The organism is Acidithiobacillus sp. TH-A67, from assembly GCF_057473545.1.
Window position 1 is genome coordinate 39,707 of record NZ_JBYCKU010000061.1, and the last position, 20,250, is coordinate 59,956.

Annotated in this window: 20 protein-coding genes; 17 read left to right on the top strand and 3 right to left on the bottom strand. The window is 61.3% G+C overall.

Annotation, left to right across the window (positions count from 1 at the left end; genetic code table 11):
* Nucleotides 1–3: 3 nt before the first annotated feature.
* The 7 genes from AC2VNM_RS09975 (at nt 4) to tal (ending at nt 5,719) form a co-directional block, all read left to right on the top strand.
* Nucleotides 4–1,425, top strand: coding sequence for an RNA polymerase factor sigma-54 (locus AC2VNM_RS09975; RefSeq protein WP_483166509.1), 1,422 nt, complete (start codon nt 4–6; stop codon nt 1,423–1,425).
* A 115-nt stretch (nt 1,426–1,540) separates the two neighbouring features.
* Nucleotides 1,541–1,879 (top strand): ribosome hibernation-promoting factor, HPF/YfiA family, encoded by a 339-nt coding sequence (gene hpf, locus AC2VNM_RS09980; protein WP_483166510.1) that lies wholly within the window; start codon nt 1,541–1,543, stop codon nt 1,877–1,879.
* A 2-nt stretch (nt 1,880–1,881) separates the two neighbouring features.
* Complete coding sequence (locus AC2VNM_RS09985; protein ID WP_483166511.1) at nt 1,882–2,322, top strand: PTS sugar transporter subunit IIA; 441 nt, start codon at nt 1,882–1,884, stop codon at nt 2,320–2,322.
* Nucleotides 2,323–2,376: 54 nt separating this feature from the next.
* Nucleotides 2,377–3,294, top strand: coding sequence for an HPr(Ser) kinase/phosphatase (hprK, locus tag AC2VNM_RS09990; RefSeq protein ID WP_483166512.1), 918 nt, complete (start codon nt 2,377–2,379; stop codon nt 3,292–3,294).
* Entirely contained in the window at nt 3,291–4,187 is an 897-nt protein-coding gene (rapZ, locus tag AC2VNM_RS09995) for an RNase adapter RapZ (RefSeq protein WP_483166513.1), read from the top strand. Before hprK ends, rapZ begins: the two co-directional genes overlap by 4 nt.
* Nucleotides 4,188–4,192: 5 nt before the next feature.
* Nucleotides 4,193–4,603: a PTS sugar transporter subunit IIA gene (locus AC2VNM_RS10000; protein WP_483166545.1), complete on the top strand. Its 411-nt coding sequence runs from the start codon at nt 4,193–4,195 to the stop codon at nt 4,601–4,603.
* Nucleotides 4,604–4,630: 27 nt separating this feature from the next.
* Nucleotides 4,631–5,719: a transaldolase gene (gene tal / locus AC2VNM_RS10005; protein ID WP_483166514.1), complete on the top strand. Its 1,089-nt coding sequence runs from the start codon at nt 4,631–4,633 to the stop codon at nt 5,717–5,719.
* Here tal and AC2VNM_RS10010 read toward each other — a convergent pair.
* On the bottom strand, nt 5,716–6,489 hold the full coding sequence (locus AC2VNM_RS10010; protein WP_483166515.1) for an enoyl-ACP reductase FabI: 774 nt from the start codon (nt 6,487–6,489) through the stop codon (nt 5,716–5,718). The genes tal and AC2VNM_RS10010 overlap by 4 nt on opposite strands.
* A 27-nt stretch (nt 6,490–6,516) precedes the next feature.
* On the bottom strand, nt 6,517–8,382 hold the full coding sequence (locus AC2VNM_RS10015; protein ID WP_483166516.1) for a LysM peptidoglycan-binding domain-containing protein: 1,866 nt from the start codon (nt 8,380–8,382) through the stop codon (nt 6,517–6,519).
* Nucleotides 8,383–8,662: 280 nt separating this feature from the next.
* On the opposite strand from AC2VNM_RS10015, the gene gltX reads away from it, so the two are divergent.
* The 8 genes from gltX to AC2VNM_RS10055 all read left to right on the top strand — a co-directional run bounded on the left by gltX (nt 8,663) and on the right by AC2VNM_RS10055 (nt 17,688).
* Complete coding sequence (gltX, locus tag AC2VNM_RS10020; protein WP_483166517.1) at nt 8,663–10,057, top strand: glutamate--tRNA ligase; 1,395 nt, start codon at nt 8,663–8,665, stop codon at nt 10,055–10,057.
* A 75-nt stretch (nt 10,058–10,132) separates the two neighbouring features.
* Nucleotides 10,133–12,070: an aconitate hydratase gene (locus tag AC2VNM_RS10025; RefSeq protein WP_483166518.1), complete on the top strand. Its 1,938-nt coding sequence runs from the start codon at nt 10,133–10,135 to the stop codon at nt 12,068–12,070.
* Nucleotides 12,067–13,335, top strand: a complete 1,269-nt coding sequence (icd, locus tag AC2VNM_RS10030; RefSeq protein ID WP_483166519.1) for an NADP-dependent isocitrate dehydrogenase — start codon at nt 12,067–12,069, stop codon at nt 13,333–13,335. The genes AC2VNM_RS10025 and icd overlap by 4 nt, the downstream gene beginning before the upstream one ends.
* Nucleotides 13,336–13,339: 4 nt before the next feature.
* Nucleotides 13,340–14,503, top strand: a complete 1,164-nt coding sequence (sucC, locus tag AC2VNM_RS10035) for an ADP-forming succinate--CoA ligase subunit beta (protein WP_483166520.1) — start codon at nt 13,340–13,342, stop codon at nt 14,501–14,503.
* A 1-nt stretch (nt 14,504) separates the two neighbouring features.
* Nucleotides 14,505–14,846 carry a hypothetical protein gene (locus tag AC2VNM_RS10040; RefSeq protein WP_308387693.1) on the top strand — a complete coding sequence of 114 codons (342 nt, stop codon included), beginning with the start codon at nt 14,505–14,507 and terminating at the stop codon, nt 14,844–14,846.
* On the top strand, nt 14,843–15,718 hold the full coding sequence (sucD, locus tag AC2VNM_RS10045) for a succinate--CoA ligase subunit alpha (RefSeq protein ID WP_483166521.1): 876 nt from the start codon (nt 14,843–14,845) through the stop codon (nt 15,716–15,718). The genes AC2VNM_RS10040 and sucD overlap by 4 nt, the downstream gene beginning before the upstream one ends.
* Before the next feature lie 3 nt (nt 15,719–15,721).
* Nucleotides 15,722–17,353 carry an NAD+ synthase gene (locus AC2VNM_RS10050; protein ID WP_483166522.1) on the top strand — a complete coding sequence of 544 codons (1,632 nt, stop codon included), beginning with the start codon at nt 15,722–15,724 and terminating at the stop codon, nt 17,351–17,353.
* Nucleotides 17,350–17,688 (top strand): P-II family nitrogen regulator, encoded by a 339-nt coding sequence (locus AC2VNM_RS10055; RefSeq protein WP_483166523.1) that lies wholly within the window; start codon nt 17,350–17,352, stop codon nt 17,686–17,688. Before AC2VNM_RS10050 ends, AC2VNM_RS10055 begins: the two co-directional genes overlap by 4 nt.
* A 10-nt stretch (nt 17,689–17,698) precedes the next feature.
* On the opposite strand, the gene AC2VNM_RS10060 is transcribed toward AC2VNM_RS10055, so the two are convergent.
* A complete protein-coding gene (locus tag AC2VNM_RS10060) occupies nt 17,699–18,436 on the bottom strand; it encodes an outer membrane protein assembly factor BamD (protein ID WP_483189426.1) in 738 nt (245 codons plus the stop codon).
* A 28-nt stretch (nt 18,437–18,464) separates the two neighbouring features.
* Between AC2VNM_RS10060 and rluD the strand changes: the two genes are divergently transcribed.
* Both rluD and pgeF read left to right on the top strand, forming a co-directional pair.
* Nucleotides 18,465–19,418, top strand: a complete 954-nt coding sequence (gene rluD, locus AC2VNM_RS10065) for a 23S rRNA pseudouridine(1911/1915/1917) synthase RluD (protein ID WP_483166525.1) — start codon at nt 18,465–18,467, stop codon at nt 19,416–19,418.
* A complete protein-coding gene (gene pgeF, locus AC2VNM_RS10070; protein WP_483166526.1) occupies nt 19,408–20,160 on the top strand; it encodes a peptidoglycan editing factor PgeF in 753 nt (250 codons plus the stop codon). The genes rluD and pgeF overlap by 11 nt, the downstream gene beginning before the upstream one ends.
* The last annotated feature ends 90 nt before the right edge of the window (nt 20,161–20,250 follow it).

The window sequence follows — 20,250 nt, forward strand, 5'->3', positions numbered from 1 at the left end:
ATCATGAAACAAGGACTCGAACTCAAACTCGGTCAGCATCTGGCCATGACCCCACAGTTGCAGCAGGCGATTCGCCTTCTGCAGTTGTCGACCCTGGACCTGCAGCAGGAAGTGCAGATGATGCTCGACAGTAATCCACTCCTTGATGAGGAGGAAGGCGTGGAGCTGGCGGCGAGTGATGGCCTATCCCCCGCACCGGAGGAGCGTCAGCTCGATCTCGCGGCGGAAACCAGTCTGCCCGAAGAACTGCCCGTCGACAGCCAGTGGGAAGACGTGTTCGACATGGGCAGCAGCGCCGCAGGAAGCGCAATGGCCAATGATGAGGATCTGCCCGATTTCGAGGCGCGCAACAGCCGCGAACAAAGCCTGCAGGACTACCTCCGCTGGCAGGCTAACCTCACCTTTTTCCAGAGCGATGATCGCAATCTGGCGGAGTTGATCATCGATGCTATCGACGATACCGGCTATCTGGGCGCGGAGCTTACCGAGCTGGTGGAGACCTCTGGTCGACCACTGGCGGAGCTGGAAGCGATCTTGCGGCAGATTCAGGATTTTGACCCGCCAGGGGTCGCTGCCCGCAGTCTGGCGGAATGCCTTTCCTTGCAGTTGCAGCAGATCGAGGAAGAAGATGATGCCCTGCTCCTCGCCCGCCGCATCGTCGACGAGCAGCTCGAGCTTTTGGCCAAGCATGACTATGTCCGCCTGGCGCAGGCCCTGGATGCGCGCGAGGAGGAGTTGCGCGCTGCTGTCGCCCTGATTGCTGCCCTCAATCCCAAACCCGGCAGCGAAATTGGTGCTGGAGCCTCGGAATACGTCATTCCCGATGTCATAGTGCGTTGGGTAGGCAAACGGCTGCGGGTAGAACTGAACGCCGAGGCGATGCCGCGGCTGCGTATCAATCGTCATTACGCGGGCCTGTCCGGCGGCAAGGACGCCGCGCATCGGTACATCCAGGATCAGCTCAATGAGGCGCGCTGGTTCATTAAGAGCCTACAGAGCCGGCAGGAAACCATCCTCAAGGTAGCGACGGCGATTGTTGAACAGCAAAAGGATTTTTTCATGCACGGGCCGGAGGCGATGCGTCCCATGGTCCTGCGCGACATCGCCGAGGCCGTGGAGATGCACGAATCGACGATCTCCCGAGTCACCAACCAAAAGTTCATGACCACCCCCCGCGGTTTGTTCGAATTTAAGTATTTCTTCTCCAGTCATGTGGCTACGGACCAAGGGGGGGCGGCCTCCGCCACCGCCATTCGCGCCGTGATTCTCAAGATGGTTCAGGCAGAAGATAGCCAGCATCCATTGAGCGACGCCGAAATCGCCAAGGTACTCGCCGAGCAGGGCATTCAGATTGCCCGCCGTACCGTCGCCAAGTATCGTGAGGCCGCCAATATTCCGCCCGCCAGCCAGCGTCGCCGCTTATAGCCAACGTCTCCCGCTCTCTAGCTTTTGGCTTTTGCAAAGGCGGCCAAGGCGCTACACTGTGAGTGGAGCGGTAAAGCAGTGATGGACTCCCATAAACGAAAGCTAGGAGCTTGCCATGCAATTACACATCACCGGCCAACACCTGGACCTCACCGAGGCCATCAAGAACCGAGTGCACGAAAAACTCGGACGCCTTGATCACTACTTCGATCGCGTCATCGATGGGCGGGTCGTGTTGAAGTTCCTTCCTCACGAAAAACTCTCCAACGTGGCGGAGATCACTGTCAGCGCTCCCGGACACGATTTTCACGCCGAGGCGCGTGATGCCGACATGTACGTAGCCATCGACCAACTGGCCGACAAGATTGACGGTCAGGTGCGTCAATACAAGGAAAAACTGCAGCGCCATCGGAGCAGTCCGGTAGCTGCAGTCCTTGCCACCGAAAGCGAATGACCATGGCTGCTTTGCCGCTCCCCGCAAAGGCGATTCTTCTCGACAGTCCGGCCGCCAGTATGACGGAGGTCTTGCAGGCCCTGGCCGAGAGGCTCAGTGAGAGCACGGGAATCGTTCAGCAAAAAATTTATGACGCTCTTATGGCTCGCGAAATGCAGGGTTCCACGGCACTGGGCTTCGGAGTGGCGGTGCCACATACGCGTTTGCCGGATCTTGCCAGCGCTGCGGTCGCCGCGTTGCGCACTCGTACGGCAGTGGGGTTTGCTGCGCCCGATGCGGAAGGCGTGCATATCTTTGTGGCCGTGCTGGTACCCGCCGGAGAAGCTATGGAGCACCTGGAGCTACTGTCCCATATCGCCGCGCGTTTGGCGCAGGAAACCGTGCGGCAGCAGCTTGCTCAGGTCCAGGATGTGGATGCCTTTCGCGCTCTGCTAGTTGCTTGAGGCGTACCCGTTTTCGGTAGCGATGTTCGCGCCGTTTGCATGGGGTTGGACGGTATGGATCGCAGCGTCAGTTTTTCCCAGATGGCTTCCGACCTGGCTACTGAACTTGGCTGGACGATCCTGCATGCGGCTGCGCAAACGCTGCTGCGTGTGGACTCGCAGCACAGTAGTGATGGTGCGGCGCTAGTGGGATTTCTCAGCTTCATTCGCTCGCACCCGGTGCAGATCTTGGGGCAGGCAGAGCTGGACTACCTGCATAGTCATCCCGAGCAGATCTATCACGTGCAGCGATTGCGCATCCTCGTTCTGGCGGAAGGGGTACAGCCAGCTTCGGATTGGCTGGCGAGCTTGATGGACGAAGGGGTGAGTATCCTCGTCTCGGCGCTTCCCGCCCGGCGGATCTTGGTGCGCGTGCAGCAATATCTGCAACGCGAGCTGGCGCCGCGCTGTCTGCTGCATGGGGTGTTGGTTGACGTGCTCGGGGTGGGAATCCTCATTCAGGGGGAGGCCGGCATTGGCAAGTCCGAGCTGGCCCTGGAGTTGGTGAGTCGCCATCACCGCCTGATCGCCGACGACAGCGTGCTGTGCATTCGCGAAGCGCCGGGGGTGGTCACTGGCCATTGCCCCGCAGCCCTGCAGGATTTCATGGAGGTGCGTGGGCTGGGGATCATCAATATTCGCCATCTTTTCGGTGCCTCTTCCGTGATCGATTCCAAGCGACTGCGCTTGGTGGTCGAGATTCGTGATATGGCGGAAATGGAACTGGCCGACGTCGATCGTTTGCAGGGCCAGGTAGACCACTGGGACATTCTCGGAGTGCCCTTTCCACGCTTGCGCCTGCCCGTCAGTGCTGCACGCAATCTTGCGGTACTCGTGGAGGCGGCAGCACGAGCGCAGTACCTGCGTGAAGCCGGTGTGGATATGTTGGCGCTTTTTGATCAACAAACCCGTGCGGTAGGCCACAAGCTGTGAGCGCCGCTGGTGATTTTGTCATCATTACGGGGCTGTCCGGTTCCGGTAAGACGACCGTCTTGCAGGCACTCGAAGACCTTGGCTACTTTTGTGTAGACAATCTGCCCGCCACCCTCCTGGGTTCCTTGTTGCAGGAATTGGCGCACCACCAATTGGCTCCGCCGCGGGTTGCCGTGAGTATCGATGTGCGCAATCGCACCTTTCTCGACGCATTGCCCGAGGCATTACAGCAGATATCGCAGGAATGCGGTCTGCAACCGCGTATACTCTTTCTCGATGCGGATGAAGAAACGCTGTTACGCCGGTACAGTGAGACCCGGCGCCGCCACCCCCTCAGTGATCAGGAAGCAGCCCCAGGAGCCGCGCTGCATCAGGTCTTGTCGCGCGAGCGCATCCTTCTGGCTCCCTTGGCGCGCCTGGCCGATCGTGTGCTGGATACCTCGCAGGTTCGCAGTCACTCCTTGCGGCTGCGTGTGCAGGCCTGGGCTCAGGTGGCGCGGGTGCAGGGTCTGATCTTGCTGCTGCAGTCTTTTGCTTTCCGCAACGGGGTACCTGCCGATTCCGATTTTGTCTTCGACCTGCGCGCCTTGCCCAATCCCCATTACGAGCCCGAACTGCGGTCTTTGACCGGGCGCGACGCCGCTGTGCGGGAATTCCTTGACCATCAGGATGCCGTGCAGAGGGCGCGCAGCAGTCTGGAGGCCTTTTTGCAGGAGTGGCTACCGCCTTTTGCTCGCGACCACCGAAATTATGTCACCATTTCCCTGGGCTGTACCGGTGGCAAACATCGTAGCGTCTACATGGTCGAATCCTTGGCGCGATCCCTAGCGCGGGATGGGCAGGAGGTCTTGGTCGAGCATCGCGAGCTCGATATTCAGGAGCGCTATTCTTGAGCCTGGTGCAGGTGGCTTTGCTTACCCATGCCGGTCTTGGCGAGGCGCTGCTGGCAGTGGTCGAACACATCTATGGCGATCGTCCCGCGGCCTTGCTTTCCCTGTCCCCTGCTGGCGATGATCTTGCGCCCCTGCGTGCTCGCCTGCAGGAGCTGATCGATGCCGCCGGGCCGGACCGTCCGCTGCTGATTCTCTGTGATATTCTCGGTGCCAGCCCCGCCAACGCCCTGCCCAAGACTTGGACTAACCCCTGGGCACGGGTGATTTATGGGCTGAATCTACCGATGTTGTTGCGTGCCCTGTCGCGGCGCGAACAGTGGGAAGGCCTGCCGGAGCTCGTCGCCGAGGGTGGCCGCGCGGCAATTCAGTGTCATCCGCAATCCGTTGTCGAATCGGTTTCTGCGCTAGACTGGTAGGCATAGTGGTCCGCAAGGAGAAAGGTAATGGCTGATTTACGCGAAGTGCATGCACGCTTGGGGCAGAGTCTGTGGCTCGACAATCTCTCTCGTACTCTGATTCACGACGGCATTCTTGCCCGTTACATTGCCGAGGACGGTGTTTCCGGGGTGACCTCCAATCCCAGCATTTTCCAGAAGGCCATTCACGAGAGCCCATATTATCAAGAAGATTTGGCGCGTCCGGCGGAGTCGGCGGAGCGCCTTTATGAAGAGATGGTAAAGGTCGATCTGCAAATGGCCTGCGATCTGCTGCAGGCCACCCATGTGGCTACCCAAGGGGATGATGGTTGGGTGAGTTGGGAAGAGTCCCCCCGGCTGGCGATGGACGAGGCTGCCACCGTTGTCGAGGCGGAGCGTTTACGCAGCATCGTCCAGCGCGAAAATCTCCTGATCAAGGTTCCCGCTACCCCCGCAGGCATCGCTGCGCTGCGCACCCTCATCAGTCGCGGCATTTCTGTGAATGTGACGCTGATGTTTGGCCTGCGGCACGTGCGCGAGGTATTCGCTGCCTACCAGGAAGGTCTGGTGGCATGGATCGATGCCGGCGGTGAGCCTGGACGGGTGAAGGCCGTCGCCAGCCTTTTCCTGTCGCGCGTCGATACGCTGGTGGATCAGCAGCTGGAAAAAATTGGTACGGAAGAGGCATTGCGGCTGCGGGGCAAAACCGCAGTGGCGCTGGCCAAGAAAGCCTATGCGCTGTATCGGGAGACCTTCCACGGTCAGGGCTTTTCTCGCCTCAAGGCAGCCGGCGGGCGGCCACAATATCTGCTTTGGGCCAGCACCAGCACCAAAAATCCTGCCTATTCCGATCTGCTCTATGTCGAGCCCCTGATTGGGCCAGAGACCATCAACACCCTGCCCGATGCCACCCTGGCCAAGCTGCGAGAGCATGGAAAGTTAGGGCAGACCATCGCTCATGACCTCGATGCGGCAGAGCAGACTCTGGCTGATCTCGCGTCTCTTGGGGTCGACCTCGATGGCCAGGTCGCCCCCCAGTTACAGAAGGAGGGCTTGGAGGCCTTCTCTAATGCCTTCGAGGCGATGCTGGCCGAGGTGGAAAAGCGCCGCGCCTAGAAGCCGACGATGTTGTAGCCGGCGTCGACGTAGGTGATTTCCCCGGTGATGCCCGAGGCGAGATCCGAGCAGAGGAAGGCGGCGACATTACCGACTTCCTCTTGTGTCACGTTGCGTCGCAGCGGGGCATGCGCGGCATAGTGGTCGAGGATGCTGCGAAATTCGCTGATGCCGCTGGCTGCCAGGGTGCGGATGGGCCCGGCAGAGATAGCGTTTACCCGAATCCCCTCAGGCCCCAGGGAGTACGCCAAGTAGCGTACACCTGCCTCCAGACTGGCCTTGGCCAGTCCCATGATATTGTAATTGGCCATTGCCCGTTCGGCGCCCAGATAGCTGAGAGAGAGGAGGGCGCCGTGGCGTCCCTGCATCAATGGACGCAGGGCTTGGGCCATGGCGGTAAAGCTGTAGGACGACACTTCGTGGGCAATGCGAAAACCCTCTCGGGTAGTGACGTCCGCGTAGTTTCCGGACAGCTCGTTCTTGGGTGCAAAGGCCGCACCATGGATGGCGATATCCACGCCTCCCCAACGTTGCTGCAGGTCGTCGACGACGGTACGTACCTGCGCCTCGTCCATCAGATCCAGGGCCAGGGGTGCCGGCGCCTGGATCTGCGCCGCTAGGTCTTCCACCCGGCTTTTGGTGCGTTCGCTCTGGTAGGTCAAGAGGACCTCCGCCCCCTCCCGTGCCAGCGCCTGGGCAATGCCCCAGCAAATGGAACGTTCGTTGGCAACGCCGACTACCAAAGCCTGTTTACTCTGTAAAAAACCCATAGTCTGTGGATGCTCCGAGTGTCCCTGTCAACGCAGGAAAATGGTGAGATGTTTGCCGGGCTGCAGGTCGCTCGCCGAAGCCAGGCGATTCCACTGCACCAGGGCGTGGGGTGAGACGTGAAATTGCTGCGCAATCTGCCAGACGGTGTCGCCGGGGCGGACGACGTAGGTGGTAGCATGCGGGGCACTGGCCAACCGTTCTTGCTGCGGACTCAACGCAGCCACCTCCGTCCCGCGGGCGGGGAGGCGCAATACCTGTCCGGGATGCAACATGCTCTTGCTATGCAAACCGTTGTAGGATGCGATAGCGGATACGCTCACACCAGCTCGTTGGGCAATCTGCCAGAGGGTTTCACCGGGTCGCACGCGAATGCTGCCACCGCTTTGGGCGACGGTATAGGTAGCCTCTTGCAAATGCGTGCCAGGTAGCCGCAGTTTCTGCCCGGGGTGGATGATGCTGCGCGTGCTCATGTCGTTGGCGCTGGCCAGGGCGCTTACGCTGACTCCGGCGCGTTGTGCCAGCTGCCAGAGACTCTCGCCGGGACGCACGGTGATACTGCGTGGCGCGTACCCGCTGGCGACGGCCATAGGTTTGCCGCCATAGATGATGAGTCGTTGCCCCACCTGCAGGAAGCGGCCCGAGCGCAAATGATTCCAGTGTTCGAGATCACGCACGGAAACGCCAGTCCGAAGGGCAATCTGGGACAGGGTTTCGCCAGATCGTACAGAGGTGTAATGCACGGCGGGAGTAGGCCGTGCGGTCTGTACGGCGACGGCTGGCACTGGACTCGCTATCGGAGCGGGCGTCGGAGTTTCCGGTTCTGGCATCTGCAGCAGGGCAGTGCGCAGGGTTTTCGCCTTGTCCTTGGGGACGACCAGCGAGTAACCGGCTGGCGCCACCCCGTAACTCAGCCCGGCATTCAGGTGTTGTAGCTCGGTCACGGAAACGTTCATCAACTGCGCCGCAACCTGCAAATTGACCCGCCGCGGTGTATTCACCAAGGCGATATGCGCGGTGTTGGGGATGCTTGGCAGGGCAATGTGGTAAGCCTGGGCATTCTGAATCACTTGGGCCAGCCCGAGTAACTCGGCAACGTAGTTTTCCGTCTGGTTTGGCAGGTTCAGATCCCAGAAGTCGGTAGGTTGCCCATTTGCCACATTCTGCTGTATGGCCGCCGAGACGGTACCCTGACCGGCATTATAGGCGGCGATGGCAAGGAGCCAGTTGCCGCCAAAGTAATTGTAGAGATAGGAGAGATAATCGAGGGCGGCATTGGTGGAGGCCGTAAGGCTGAGGCGGGGGTCGCCCCAGCGGGTATTCTGTAGACCGAAGTTTCTAGCAGTGCCGGGGATGAACTGCCAAAGCCCCGCTGCGGCTGCCGGAGAATACGCCTTGGGGTTGTAGCCGCTCTCGATGGCAGGCAGCAACGCCAGCTCCATTGGCAGGCCGCGTTCGTGCACCGCATTGGCAACGTAGTACAAGAAGGGGCTGGAGTTGTGGAGGATCTCCTCTAGCTTGCCCTGATGCTGCAAAAACCAGCTGCGCCACTTGGCTACCCGCGGACGGGAGACATCGCTGATACGAAAACCATCCACCAGGTCGGCCCAGATGCTCTCCTGCGCGCTTTGCAGCTCCACGTCGCTGCGCTGCAGGCTGCGGAATTCCTGCAGGAGCTGCGAGCTGTCACCAACCGTCTCTGGAACGGCTCCCTGCGCATTCGTGTTGGGCTCTTGCAGGGCTGGACTGCTGCTTTGCAGTTTGGCGATCAACTGGGAAAGGGATTCTTGCTGATCATGATTGGCTGGTGAGGAGGCCGCGCTGTTGCTGGCCCAGGTGAGTGGTGACCCCAGCAGCGCGCAGCTCGTGGATAGGACGATGACCGACTTTCGCATACTACTCCTTCTTTGGTGAGGAGGCCCCGGTTGTGCATCCTTACCAAATCTGCAGATTTTTCGCAAATGTAAACAAAAAGCTGGGACGATCCCCGCGAGGACCATGCGGCTGATACTAGGGGGTCCATCGATGCTCGTCAATGCTAATTATGGACTATCAAAATTTCCTATCGATGCCCGGCAAAATGCGGCAATTCTGTCGCGCAGTGTGGCGCAGGGTACAAGCCTGATATGATGGGCCCCGCTACTCGTACAGAAGCAAGATAAGGATTCAGACTCGATGACCGTGCGTACCCGTTTTGCCCCCAGTCCCACTGGTTACCTGCATATTGGTGGAGTGCGTACCGCGCTCTTCTCCTGGTTGCATGCGCGTCAACAGCAGGGCCAGTTCATCTTGCGCATCGAGGATACGGACCTCGAACGCTCGACGCCCGAAGCCACCGCCGCCATCCTGGAGGGGATGCAGTGGTTGGGTCTGGATTGGGACGAAGGTCCGTTCTATCAGACGCAGCGGATGGAGCGTTATCGCGAGGTGCTGGCGCAGATGCTGGCGGCCGGTACCGCCTACCATTGCTATTGCAGCAAGGAAGAACTGGATCTCATGCGGGAAGAGCAGCGGGCACGCGGCGAGAAACCTCGCTACGACGGTCGCTGCCGGCAGCGTCAGGAGGCCCGTCCGGGCGTCTCTCCCGTCATCCGCTTTCGCAGCCCCGACAGCGGCGAAACCGTGGTCGAGGATCTGGTGCACGGGCGGGTGGTGTTCCAAAATAGCGAGCTGGATGACTTGGTCATTGCCCGCTCGGATGGTACCCCCACCTACAATTTCTGTGTGGTCGTGGATGACTGGGATATGGGTATCACCCAGGTCATCCGCGGTGATGATCACCTCAACAATACCCCGCGGCAGATGCAGATCCTGCAGGCCCTGGGTGCCAGTGTCCCGCAGTATGCCCATGTGCCAATGATTCTCGGGCCGGACAAACAGAAGCTGTCCAAGCGCCATGGCGCGGTCAGCGTGCTGGAATATCGCGAGCAGGGTTTTCTCCCGGATGCCCTGCTTAACTTCCTGGTGCGCCTGGGATGGTCCCATGGCGATCAGGAAGTCTTCAGCCGCGCGGAGATGATCGAGCATTTCCGTATCGGGGAGGTACACAAGGCCGCTTCTGCCTTCAATCCCGAAAAGTTGCTATGGCTCAATGCCCAGCATCTGCAGACCCTGTCGGCCGAGGAGCTGGCGCGGCAGCTGCGTCCCTATTTGGTGGGATTGGACGACGCGGCAATCGCCGCTGGTCCTGCGTTAGCGAAGGTCGTCCCTCTTTTGCAGGAGCGTGCGAAGACCCTGGTGGATATGGCCGCTGCCGCAAAGATGTTTTATGTGGCACCGGAAACGGCAGAGGAAAAGGATCGCAGCAAACATCTCGCTGGGCAGGGGGCGTTGCTGCAGGCGGCGCGGCACGCCTTGGAGCAGGTCACGGACTGGACGGCTGGCGCCGTGCATACGGTGTTGCAGGCGTTGGCGCAAGAACATGCAGAAGGTAAGTTGGGCAAGGTGGCGCAACCGCTGCGAGTGGCGGTTGCGGGCTGCGCCGTCTCCCCGCCCCTCGATCAGACCTTGGCGGTGTTGGGGCGAGAAGAGACCTTGCGGCGCCTGCGGCGGGCGCAGGATTGGGTATGATTGCCCCTTGGCGTAGGCGGCCGCTTTTGTCATTATCGTTTCTTATGGATTGCCGCCTTGAAAAGGAGTTTCGCTATGGCCCACAACGTCACGCAGAAAATCATCGCCGCTCACCTCGTTAGTGGTGAGTTGCAGGCCGGCAGTCCCATCTCGATCCGCGTCGACCAGACCCTGACCCAGGATGCCACGGGTACCATGGCGTACCTGCAGTTCGAGGCGCTGGGACTGCCAAAGGTGCGCACCGAACTGTCGGTATCCTATGTCGATCATAATATGTTGCAGTCTGGCTTCGAGAACGCCGATGACCACCGCTTCCTGCAGAGTTTCGCTGCCAAGTATGGAATCCATTTCTCCCGTCCCGGCAATGGTATCTGCCATCAGGTGCACTTGGAACGCTTCTCCAAGCCGGGGCGTACCCTGCTCGGTTCCGACTCGCACACTCCTACCTCCGGCGGCGCCGGCATGCTCGCCATTGGCGCCGGTGGGCTCGACATCGCCCTGGCCATGGGCGGTTTGGCCTTCAATCTCAACATGCCGCAGGTGATCGGCGTCAAACTGACTGGCCGCCTGCAGCCTTTCGTCAGCGCCAAGGACATCATCCTCGAAGTGCTGCGCCGCAAGACCGTTAAGGGCGGCGTGGGCAAGGTCTTCGAGTATTTTGGCCCGGGCGTCGCCAGTCTGTCGGTGCCGGCACGTTCCACCATTACCAATATGGGTGCCGAACTGGGGGCCACCACCAGCGTCTTCCCCAGCGATGGGGTTACCCGCGCCTATCTCAAGGCGCAGGGCCGGGAGGCCGATTGGTCGGAGTGGGTGGCGGATGCTGGCGCCAGCTATGACGAGATCCTGGAGATCGATCTCGATACCCTGGAGCCGCTGATTGCCTGTCCGCATAGTCCGGACAACGTCAAGACCGTGCGCGAGGTAGCCGGTACGCCGGTGGCGCAGGTAGCGATCGGTTCCTGTACCAACTCGTCTTATACTGATCTGATGACGGTGTCTGCCATGCTCAAGGACAAGGTGGTTGCGGAAGGGGTGAGTCTGGGAATCTCGCCGGGTTCCCGGCAGGTCATGGAGATGGTTACCCGGGATGGCGGCCTGCTCAATTTTATTAGCGCTGGTGCGCGCATCCTGGAATCGGCTTGCGGTCCCTGCATTGGTATGGGCTTCGCGCCGCCCAGCGAAGGGGTCTCTATCCGCTCCTTCAACCGCAATTTTTACGGTCGTTCTGGCACCAAGAATGCTTCGGTGTACCTCGCCAGTCCCGAGACCTGCGCTGCCTGCGCCCTGACGGGCGTGATCACCGACCCCCGCGATCTGGGTATGGCGCCCATCCAGGTGGATTTGCCTGGGCAGTTCCTGGTGGACGACCGCATGATCGTGGCTCCCGCGGGCGAGCCGGACAAGGTGGAGGTGCTGCGTGGCCCCAATATTGCCAAGTTGCCGGTGAATCATGCGGCACCCGACGAAATTCGCGGTTCCGTTCTCATTCGCCTGGGTGATGACATCACCACCGATCACATCATGCCGGCAGGGGCCAAGGTCCTGCCTCTGCGTTCCAACCTGCCAGCCATTTCGGAGTATGTCTTTCATGTGGTCGATGAAAGCTTTCCCAGTCGGGCTAAGAGTTCCGGCGGCGGCTTCATCGTTGCTGGGCACAACTATGGTCAGGGCTCCAGCCGGGAACATGCGGCCCTGGCGCCCCGCTATCTGGGGGTGAAGGCGGTATTGGTGCAGTCCTTTGCGCGCATCCACCTCGCCAACCTGATCAACTTCGGCATTCTGCCGCTGACCTTCGTCAATGCCGCCGACTATGAGAAGGTGCAGGCCGGTGACGAGCTGGCATTAGACATCCGTGGCTTGGGCCTGGGCCAGACACGGCTGTTGCAGGACCTCAGTCAGGGCATCGAGATTACTGTACAGCCGCAGTTGGCCAGCGAGCGTGACCTGGAACTGATTCGCAAGGGTGGCGCCTTGTCCTGGGCCAGTGAGCAATTGGAGAAGACGGCATGAGTGGCACGGCGATCCGCTACGAAAAGGGAAAAATCGTGGTTCCCAACGAGCCGGTCATTCCCTTCATTGAGGGGGACGGAATTGGGGTCGATGTCACGCCGGCCATGCGCCAGGTGCTCGATGCTGCCGTTGCCAAGGTATATGGCGCTGCACGTCGTATCGACTGGCAGGAGCTCTATGCGGGGCAGAAGGCCGTCGCGAAATTTGGCGCGGGCGTGTATCTGCCCGAGGAAACCATGGCCGCTATTCAGCGCTACCATGTGGCCATCAAGGGCCCGTTGGAGACACCGGTGGGCGGTGGCATCCGCAGTCTCAACGTCGCCCTGCGTCAGGATCTCGATCTCTATGTCTGTCAGCGGCCGGTGCGCTATTTTGCCGGCACGCCGAGCCCGATGAAGCGTCCGGAAGATGTCGACATGGTGATCTTCCGGGAAAACTCGGAAGACATCTACGCCGGTATCGAGTGGGCCGCAGGAAGCTCCGAAGTGGCCAAGGTCATCGCCTTTCTGCGAAACGAGATGGGGGTCAAAAAGATTCGCTTCCCGGAGAGTTCGGCCATTGGCATCAAGCCGGTATCGCAGGCGGGATCGGAGCGCCTCATTCGCCGCGCCATCGCCTATGCCCTGCAACATGGGCGCAAGTCGGTGACCCTGGTGCACAAGGGCAACATCATGAAATTCACCGAAGGTGGCTTCCGCGATTGGGGCTATGCCCTGGCCGAGCGGGAGTTCGCCGACCAGGTATTCACCGGGAGGCAGAAAGCGGCCATCGCCAAGGCCGAGGGCAAGGACGCCGCCATGGCCGCGGAAGGGGCGGCGCTGGCAGCCGGCAAGCTGATCATCAAGGATGTCATCGCCGACAATTTCCTGCAGCAGATCCTCCTGCGCCCACAGGATTATGACGTGGTCGCCACCTTGAATCTCAACGGCGACTATATCTCCGATGCCCTGGCAGCGGAGGTGGGGGGGATTGGCATGGCGCCCGGGGCCAATCTCTCCGATACCCACGCCATCTTCGAGGCCACCCATGGTACCGCACCCGATATCGCCGGGCAGGGCAAGGCCAATCCCAGCTCGCTGATTCTTTCCGGGGTGATGCTCCTGGAGCATCTCGGCTGGACGGAGGCGGCGCAAGTCATCACGGCGGCAATGGAAGGTGGTATTGCCGCAGGAGAAGTGACCGGTGACCTCGCCAGTCTGCAGGGCCAGGCGGGGCTGTCCACCAGCGAATTCACCGCGGCGCTCTGTCGTCGCATTGAGGCATGACCCATTGAATCTGCATGAATATCAGGCCAAGCGTCTGCTGGCTGAAGAAGGGGTGCCGGTACCCAAAGGGATACCGGCGTTTTCCGTCAAGGAAGCCGTCAATCAGGCCCGCGCCCTGGGTGGTGGTGACTGGGTGCTGAAGGCACAAGTGCACGCCGGTGGCCGGGGCAAGGCCGGTGGTGTGCAGCGGGTACACAGCATCGCGGAAGTGGAGGCGGCGGCCCAGTCCTTGTTGGGAAAACGCCTGGTGACGGTCCAGACTGGCCCGGAAGGGCAGCATGTCGCCGCTCTGCTCATCGAGGAACCCAGTCAGATTGCGCGCGAATTCTATCTTGCCTTGCTGGTGGATCGGGCGGCAGCACGCCTGACCTTCATCGCCTCGGCCGAGGGAGGTATGGAGATCGAAACGCTGGCAGCAACGCGTCCCGAGGCAATCCAGCGCATCGTCCTTGATCCCGGTATCGGCTTCCTGCCCTACCAGGCGCGGGACCTGGGCTTTGCCTGGGGTTTGCCGGCGGCGGCGGTGCAACAATTGGTCAAGGTCATGCAGGGCATGTACCAACTGGCGCGGCGGCTGGATGCGCAGATGGTGGAGGTCAACCCGCTGGCCCTGACGCAAGAGGGCAAGGTTCTCGCGTTGGATGCCAAGGTGGTGATGGACGATAACGCCCTTTACCGCCACCCCGAGTCCGATGAACTTTTTGATTCCACTCAGCAGGACCCGCGGGAGATCACGGCGCGGCAGTTTGGTCTGAATTACATCTCCCTCGATGGCAATATCGGTTGCATGGTCAATGGCGCAGGGCTGGCCATGGCTACCATGGATCTGATCAAGCTGCATGGCGGGGAACCGGCCAATTTCCTCGATGTTGGTGGGGGGGCGGCCGCCGACAAGGTGACCCAGGCCTTCAAACTTATCCTCTCCGACCAGCGGGTAAAGGCCATCCTGGTCAATATTTTTGGCGGCATCACTCGCTGCGATCTTCTCGCCCAGGGTATCATCCAGGCCGCCAGCGAGGTGGGTATCCACTTGCCGGTGGTGGTGCGTCTGGAAGGCACCAAGAAGGAGGAGGGGATGGCGATGCTGCGGGAGAGCGGGCTGCGCATGATCGTCGCCGAGGGCTTGACCGATGCGGCGTGCAAGGCGGTAGAGGCCGCCCAGGCTTGATGTGGACATCAATGTCGTCTGGTTGCAGAAGCTCTGGCCCCTGCTGCGGCACTCCGGGCCGCTGATCTCGCGTCTGGCGGAAACCTATGTCAAACGTGGCGCGGATCGCAAAACGGCAGAAAACCTGGCAGGAACGGCGGTCATTGTCGATCAGGTCCTCGAAGAGCGCCTCAAGGATCTGGCCCAGGCCGATGATCTGCATGCCCTACGCCGCGAAGTTGCAGAATTGCGGGCGCTCATTGAGCAACGTGGGCTGCCTCGGCGCCGACCCCTGCTCCTCTTTCTGGTTATCGGCGAGTTGATCATCATCGCCTTGCTACTCTATTTCGGGATTCACTCATGAGCATTCTTCTTCGCCACGATACCCGCGTCATCTGCCAGGGCTTTACTGGTAAGCAGGGTACCTTCCACTCGGAACAGGCCATCGCCTACGGTACGCGCATGGTGGGCGGCGTGACGCCGGGCAAGGGGGGCAGCGAGCATCTGGGTCTGCCGGTCTTTGACACCGTGGCGCAGGCGGCAGCTGCGACCGGGGCCGAGGCGACGGTGATCTATGTGCCTTCGCCCTTCGCTGCCGATGCCATCATCGAAGCAGCGGCAGCCGGGATCGAACTGATCGTTTGCATCACCGAGGGCATTCCGGTGCATGACATGCTGCTCGTCAAGCAGTATCTCGCCAAGCATCCGCACGTCCGTCTGATCGGCCCGAATTGCCCGGGAGTTATCACCCCGGGGCAGGCCAAGATCGGCATCATGCCCGGCTCGATCCATCTCCCCGGGCGGGTGGGCATCGTCTCGCGCTCCGGTACCTTGACCTACGAGGCGGTGGAGCAGACGACGCGTCTGGGCCTGGGACAGAGCAGCTGTGTGGGAATCGGCGGCGATCCCATTATCGGTATGGATTTTGTCGAGGTGTTGCGTCTCTTTGAGGCCGATGCGCAGACGGAATTGGTGATCATGGTGGGAGAGATCGGCGGACGTCTGGAAGAAGAGGCGGCGGAGTTCATTCGCCAGAATATGACGAAGCCGGTAGTGGCCTTCATTGCCGGCTCAACGGCACCCAAGGGAAAACGCATGGGGCACGCCGGTGCCATCATCGATGGTGGCGCGGGCACGGCAGCCGCAAAGTACGAGATTCTGCGCGCCGCCGGGGTGCACTGCGTGTCCTCGCCAGCGGATCTGGGTAACCAGGCCGCAGCCCTGCTCGGCGTCTGAAGCATGCGCATTGCCCTGGCTCAATGCAATCCCCGCGTTGGGGACGTGGCGGGCAATGCGGCGCTGCTCCTGCAACTGGCCCGAGAAGCGCAAGCGCAGGGGGCGGCGCTATTGGTTGCGCCGGAGCTGGTAGTCTCCGGCTACCCTCCAGAAGATTTATTGCTGCGTAATGACTTTCTCGACTGTTGCGCACAAGCCTTGGAGACGCTCGCGCGGGATTGTCCTCTGCCGCTGCTCGTCGGTCATCCCTTGCGCCGGGACGGACGCTTGTACAACGCGGCAAGTCTCTTGCGCGGCGGGCGGATCGAGGGCAGTTACGCCAAACATTGTCTACCCAACTATCAGGTGTTCGATGAAAAGCGCTATTTCCACCCCGGCGACGACGAGCTGATCTTTACCCTGGAAGGGCTGCGCGTGGCCCTGCGCATCTGTGAAGATCTTTGGTGTAACGAGCTGCCGTTGCTCTCCGAGCCTAGCACTGCCGATGCTGTAATAGTGCTCAATGCGTCGCCCTTTCATCGCGCCAAACAGGCAGAACGGGAGAGGGTTGCTGCGCGGCGCGCGCGGGAAGCCGGTGCCGCTGTTCTCTATGCGAATCTGGTGGGTGGGCAGGACGAACTGGTCTTTGATGGCGCTTCCTTTGCCGTCGATACGCGAGGCCAGGTGATCGCCCGCGCCCCTGCCTTTGCCAGCGAACTCCTCATGCTCGAGGTCGAAGTCTCGAGCAAACAGTGGCAGGGTGGACCCGTGGCGCCGGAGCTCTCCCCCGTTGCCGAGGTCTATACGGCGCTGCAGATCGGGCTGCGCGACTATGTGCAGAAAAATGGCTTTTCTAGCGTGGTGCTGGGGTTGTCCGGCGGTATCGACAGCGCCCTGACGCTGGCGCTCGCCGCCGATGCCCTGGGCGCGGAACGGGTACACGCCCTGATTTTGCCATCCCGCTACACCGCTGCAATGAGTATCGAAGATGCCGAGGCAGAGGCCAGGAAGCTTGGGGTGGGCTACGACATCATCCCCATCGACGGGCTCTTCGATGCCTATCTCGAAACCCTGGCGCCGGTCTTTGCCGGGCGTGCCGCCGATGTGACCGAGGAAAATCTCCAGGCGCGCATCCGCGGCGCCCTGCTCATGGCCTATTCCAATAAATTCGGTCAGCTCTTGCTCAGCACCGGCAACAAGAGCGAAATGGCGGTGGGCTATGCCACCCTCTACGGCGACATGGCCGGTGGCTTTGCCCTGATCAAGGATTGTCCCAAGACCCTGGTCTATGAGCTGGCGCGCTATCGCAACGGGCAAGGCGAGGTAATCCCGCCACGTGTTCTCGAACGAGCGCCCTCAGCCGAGCTGGCGCCAGACCAAACCGACCAGGACAGCCTGCCGCCCTACGGCGTCCTCGACGCGATCATCCACGCCTATATCGAGCGGGGGGAGGGGCGTACGGAGATCATCGCGCGCGGATTTCCCGCCGCCACGGTGGAGCGCACCCTGCGCCTGATCGATCGTGCCGAATACAAGAGGCGCCAGGCGGCGCCGGGGGTACGCATCAGCCCTCTGGCATTTGGCAAGGACCGCCGCTACCCTATCAGCAACGGCTTCCATCCTTGGGACCCGGATTGTCTACAGGAGAAAAGATGAAAAAGATTGAAGCGATCGTCAAGCCTTTCAAGTTGGATGATGTGCGGGATGCCCTGCAGGAAATGGGGATTGCCGGCATGACGGTGACCGAGGTCAAGGGCTTTGGCCGGCAGAAGGGGCACACCGAACTCTACCGCGGTGCCGAATATGTGGTCGATTTTCTGCCCAAACTGAAGATGGAGGTGGTGGTCCCCGATGTCCTGGTCGACCGCGCCGTTGATGCCATCGTCGAGGCAGCACGCACGGGCAAGATCGGCGATGGCAAGGTCTTCGTCAGTGAAGTCTCGCGCATCATCCGCATCCGTACCGGGGAAGAGGGCGACGAGGCCGTCTGAGCCGCGCGCCTCAGCCGAGCTTTTGCGTATATTTTCCCTGGGGATAGTTGTAGCGCAGGATGGCCGCGGTATTCTGTGCCAGCTTTGCCAAGTCTAGGTGCTTGTAGGATAGATAGAGGTAGTAGAGCGCCTCTTCGCGGGCTGGGCTCAACTGGTATTTGGTCACCACCTGGGCGCAGCGGTTGGCGGACGCCACATAGGCGTCGCGCACGTAATAGAACTTGCAGATGTCGAGGTTGCGCTTGCCCAGCAGGTCGATGATCTTCTCCATGCGCAGGCGGGCATCGGCGGCGTAGGCACTCTTCGGCCAGCGTTTGACCAGGGTCTCGAAGGTGTCGAAGGCTTGATGCAGGGGCACCGGGTTCCAGTTTGCCCCTTCGATTTCCTGGTACTGAGAGATGCCTTTCAGATACCAGGCGTAGTCTACGTGGGGGTTGACCGGGTGCAGCTTGATGAAGCGTTCGGCTGCTGCCGCCGCCGCCTTGGAATCGCCCTGCTGATAATAGCTATAGGCGGTATTCAACTGCGCCTGTTCAGCATAGGGACCATAGGGGTACATGGCCTCCAGGTCCTGATAATCGCGGACTGCCATACCGTAATCGCCGCGATTCTGGGCGTTTTTGCCCTTCTGATACATGACAGCGGCTGCCTCATGGGAATTTAGCAGATGGTCTTTGGGCTTGTCCGAGGCACAGCCAGCAGCGGCCAGGGTCAGGACTGCCATAACGGCGAGGGAGCGCTTGCGCATGTCGAACAATGATCTATAGTGACGGGCCATGAGCAGCGATACTACGGAAATTGCACTGGTTTTGCCAGAGGAGCGGGCGGGGGAGCGCCTCGATAGTCTACTCGCGGAACTGTTGCCGGATCTCAGCCGCAGTCGTATCCAGGAATTACTGGGGGCGGGGGAGATTGTCGTCAACGGCGAGAATCTGCGTCCCAGCCACCGGGTACAGGGTGGCGAGGCTGTGCAACTGCGCCTGTCGCCGCGGGAACCTGAGCACTGGGCGGCAGAAAATCTGCCGTTGCAAGTCGTCCATGAAGACGAGGAGATCCTCGTGCTTGACAAGGTCGCTGGCATGCTCACCCATCCAGGCGCCGGGCACCCGGGCGGGACCCTCGCCAACGCCGTACTTGCCCATTGCCCGGACAACAGCAAGCTCCCGCGCGCCGGTATCGTGCATCGCCTCGATAAAGACACCAGCGGTTTGCTGGTGGTGGCCAAGACCGAACACGCCCGCCAGGATCTCACGGAACAGCTGGCCGAGCGCAGCATGCATCGGGAATATATCGCCCTGGTGCAGGGCGCTATGACCGGCGGTGGGCGGGTGGAAGCACCGATTGGCCGCCACAGTCACGACCGGCTGCGCATGGCCGTGCGCAGCGACGGTCGCTTTGCTCGCACCGACTACCGTCTGCTCGAACGCTTTCCACGCCATACCCTCTTGCGCCTGCGTCTGGCCACTGGCCGCACACACCAGATTCGCCTGCACATGCGCCACATCGGTCATCCCCTGGTCGGCGATCCGGTGTATGGTGGCCGCGCTATCGTCCCGCCAGGGCTCGATGCCGCCGCTTTGGGTACTTGGCGGGCCTTCCGCCGGCAAGCCTTGCATGCCTGGCGTCTGGAGCTGGAACATCCGCGCAATGGTGCACTCTGTGCCTGGGAGAGTCCCTTGCCCAGCGATATGGAGGAATTGCTGACGATGCTGCGCCGCCTTGCCTCCTGAGCCCACCTTCCTTTCCCTCGATTGGCCGTTGCCAAGGGGTGTCCGCGCTGCCATCAGCACCCGTCAGGGCGGTTCCAGTCGCGCCCCCTGGGATTCCTTCAATCTTGCTGACCATGTCGGGGACGACAGCGCTGCCGTCGCGGCCAACCGCCAGCTACTGCGCCAATGCCTGGACCTGCCCCGCGAACCGCTGTGGTTGCAGCAGGTGCATGGGACGGAGATTGCGCGCTGGGAGGTCAAGGCTGGCTTTGGGCGAGTGCCGCCGGCAGATGGCGCCGTCGCGCGCAGTCCAGGGGCCGTGCTTTCCATTCTCACTGCCGACTGCCTACCGGTACTGGCCGTCTCCCGCGATGGCCAGGTGATTGCCGCCTTCCATGCCGGCTGGCGAGGTCTCGCGGCAGGGATTCTGGAGGCGGGAATCCGCGCTATGCGGGTGGCACCCGGCGAAATTTTGCTATACTTGGGCCCGGCAATCGGGGCACAGCGCTATGTGGTCGGCGCCGAGGTTCGCGCCGCCTTTCTGGCGCATTCGCCGCAGGCAGAGCTGGCCTTTCGGCCCCAGGGAGATGGCTACCTTGCCGATCTCTATTTGCTGGCACGGCAGCGCCTGGCAGCACTTGGGGTGACGGCGATCTGGGGCGGAGAGCACTGCACGCATAGCGAGGAGCAACTCTTCTTCTCCTATCGTCGGGATGGACAATCTGGGCGCATGGCGTCGTTGATCTGGCGGGAGGAAGCATGAAATCCTGGCAATGGGGAAATGCTGCGGAGTCGTCCACGGACGGCGCACAGCTTGCGGCGCAGCTCGCGTCTCTGGGCGTGCGTCTGCGTG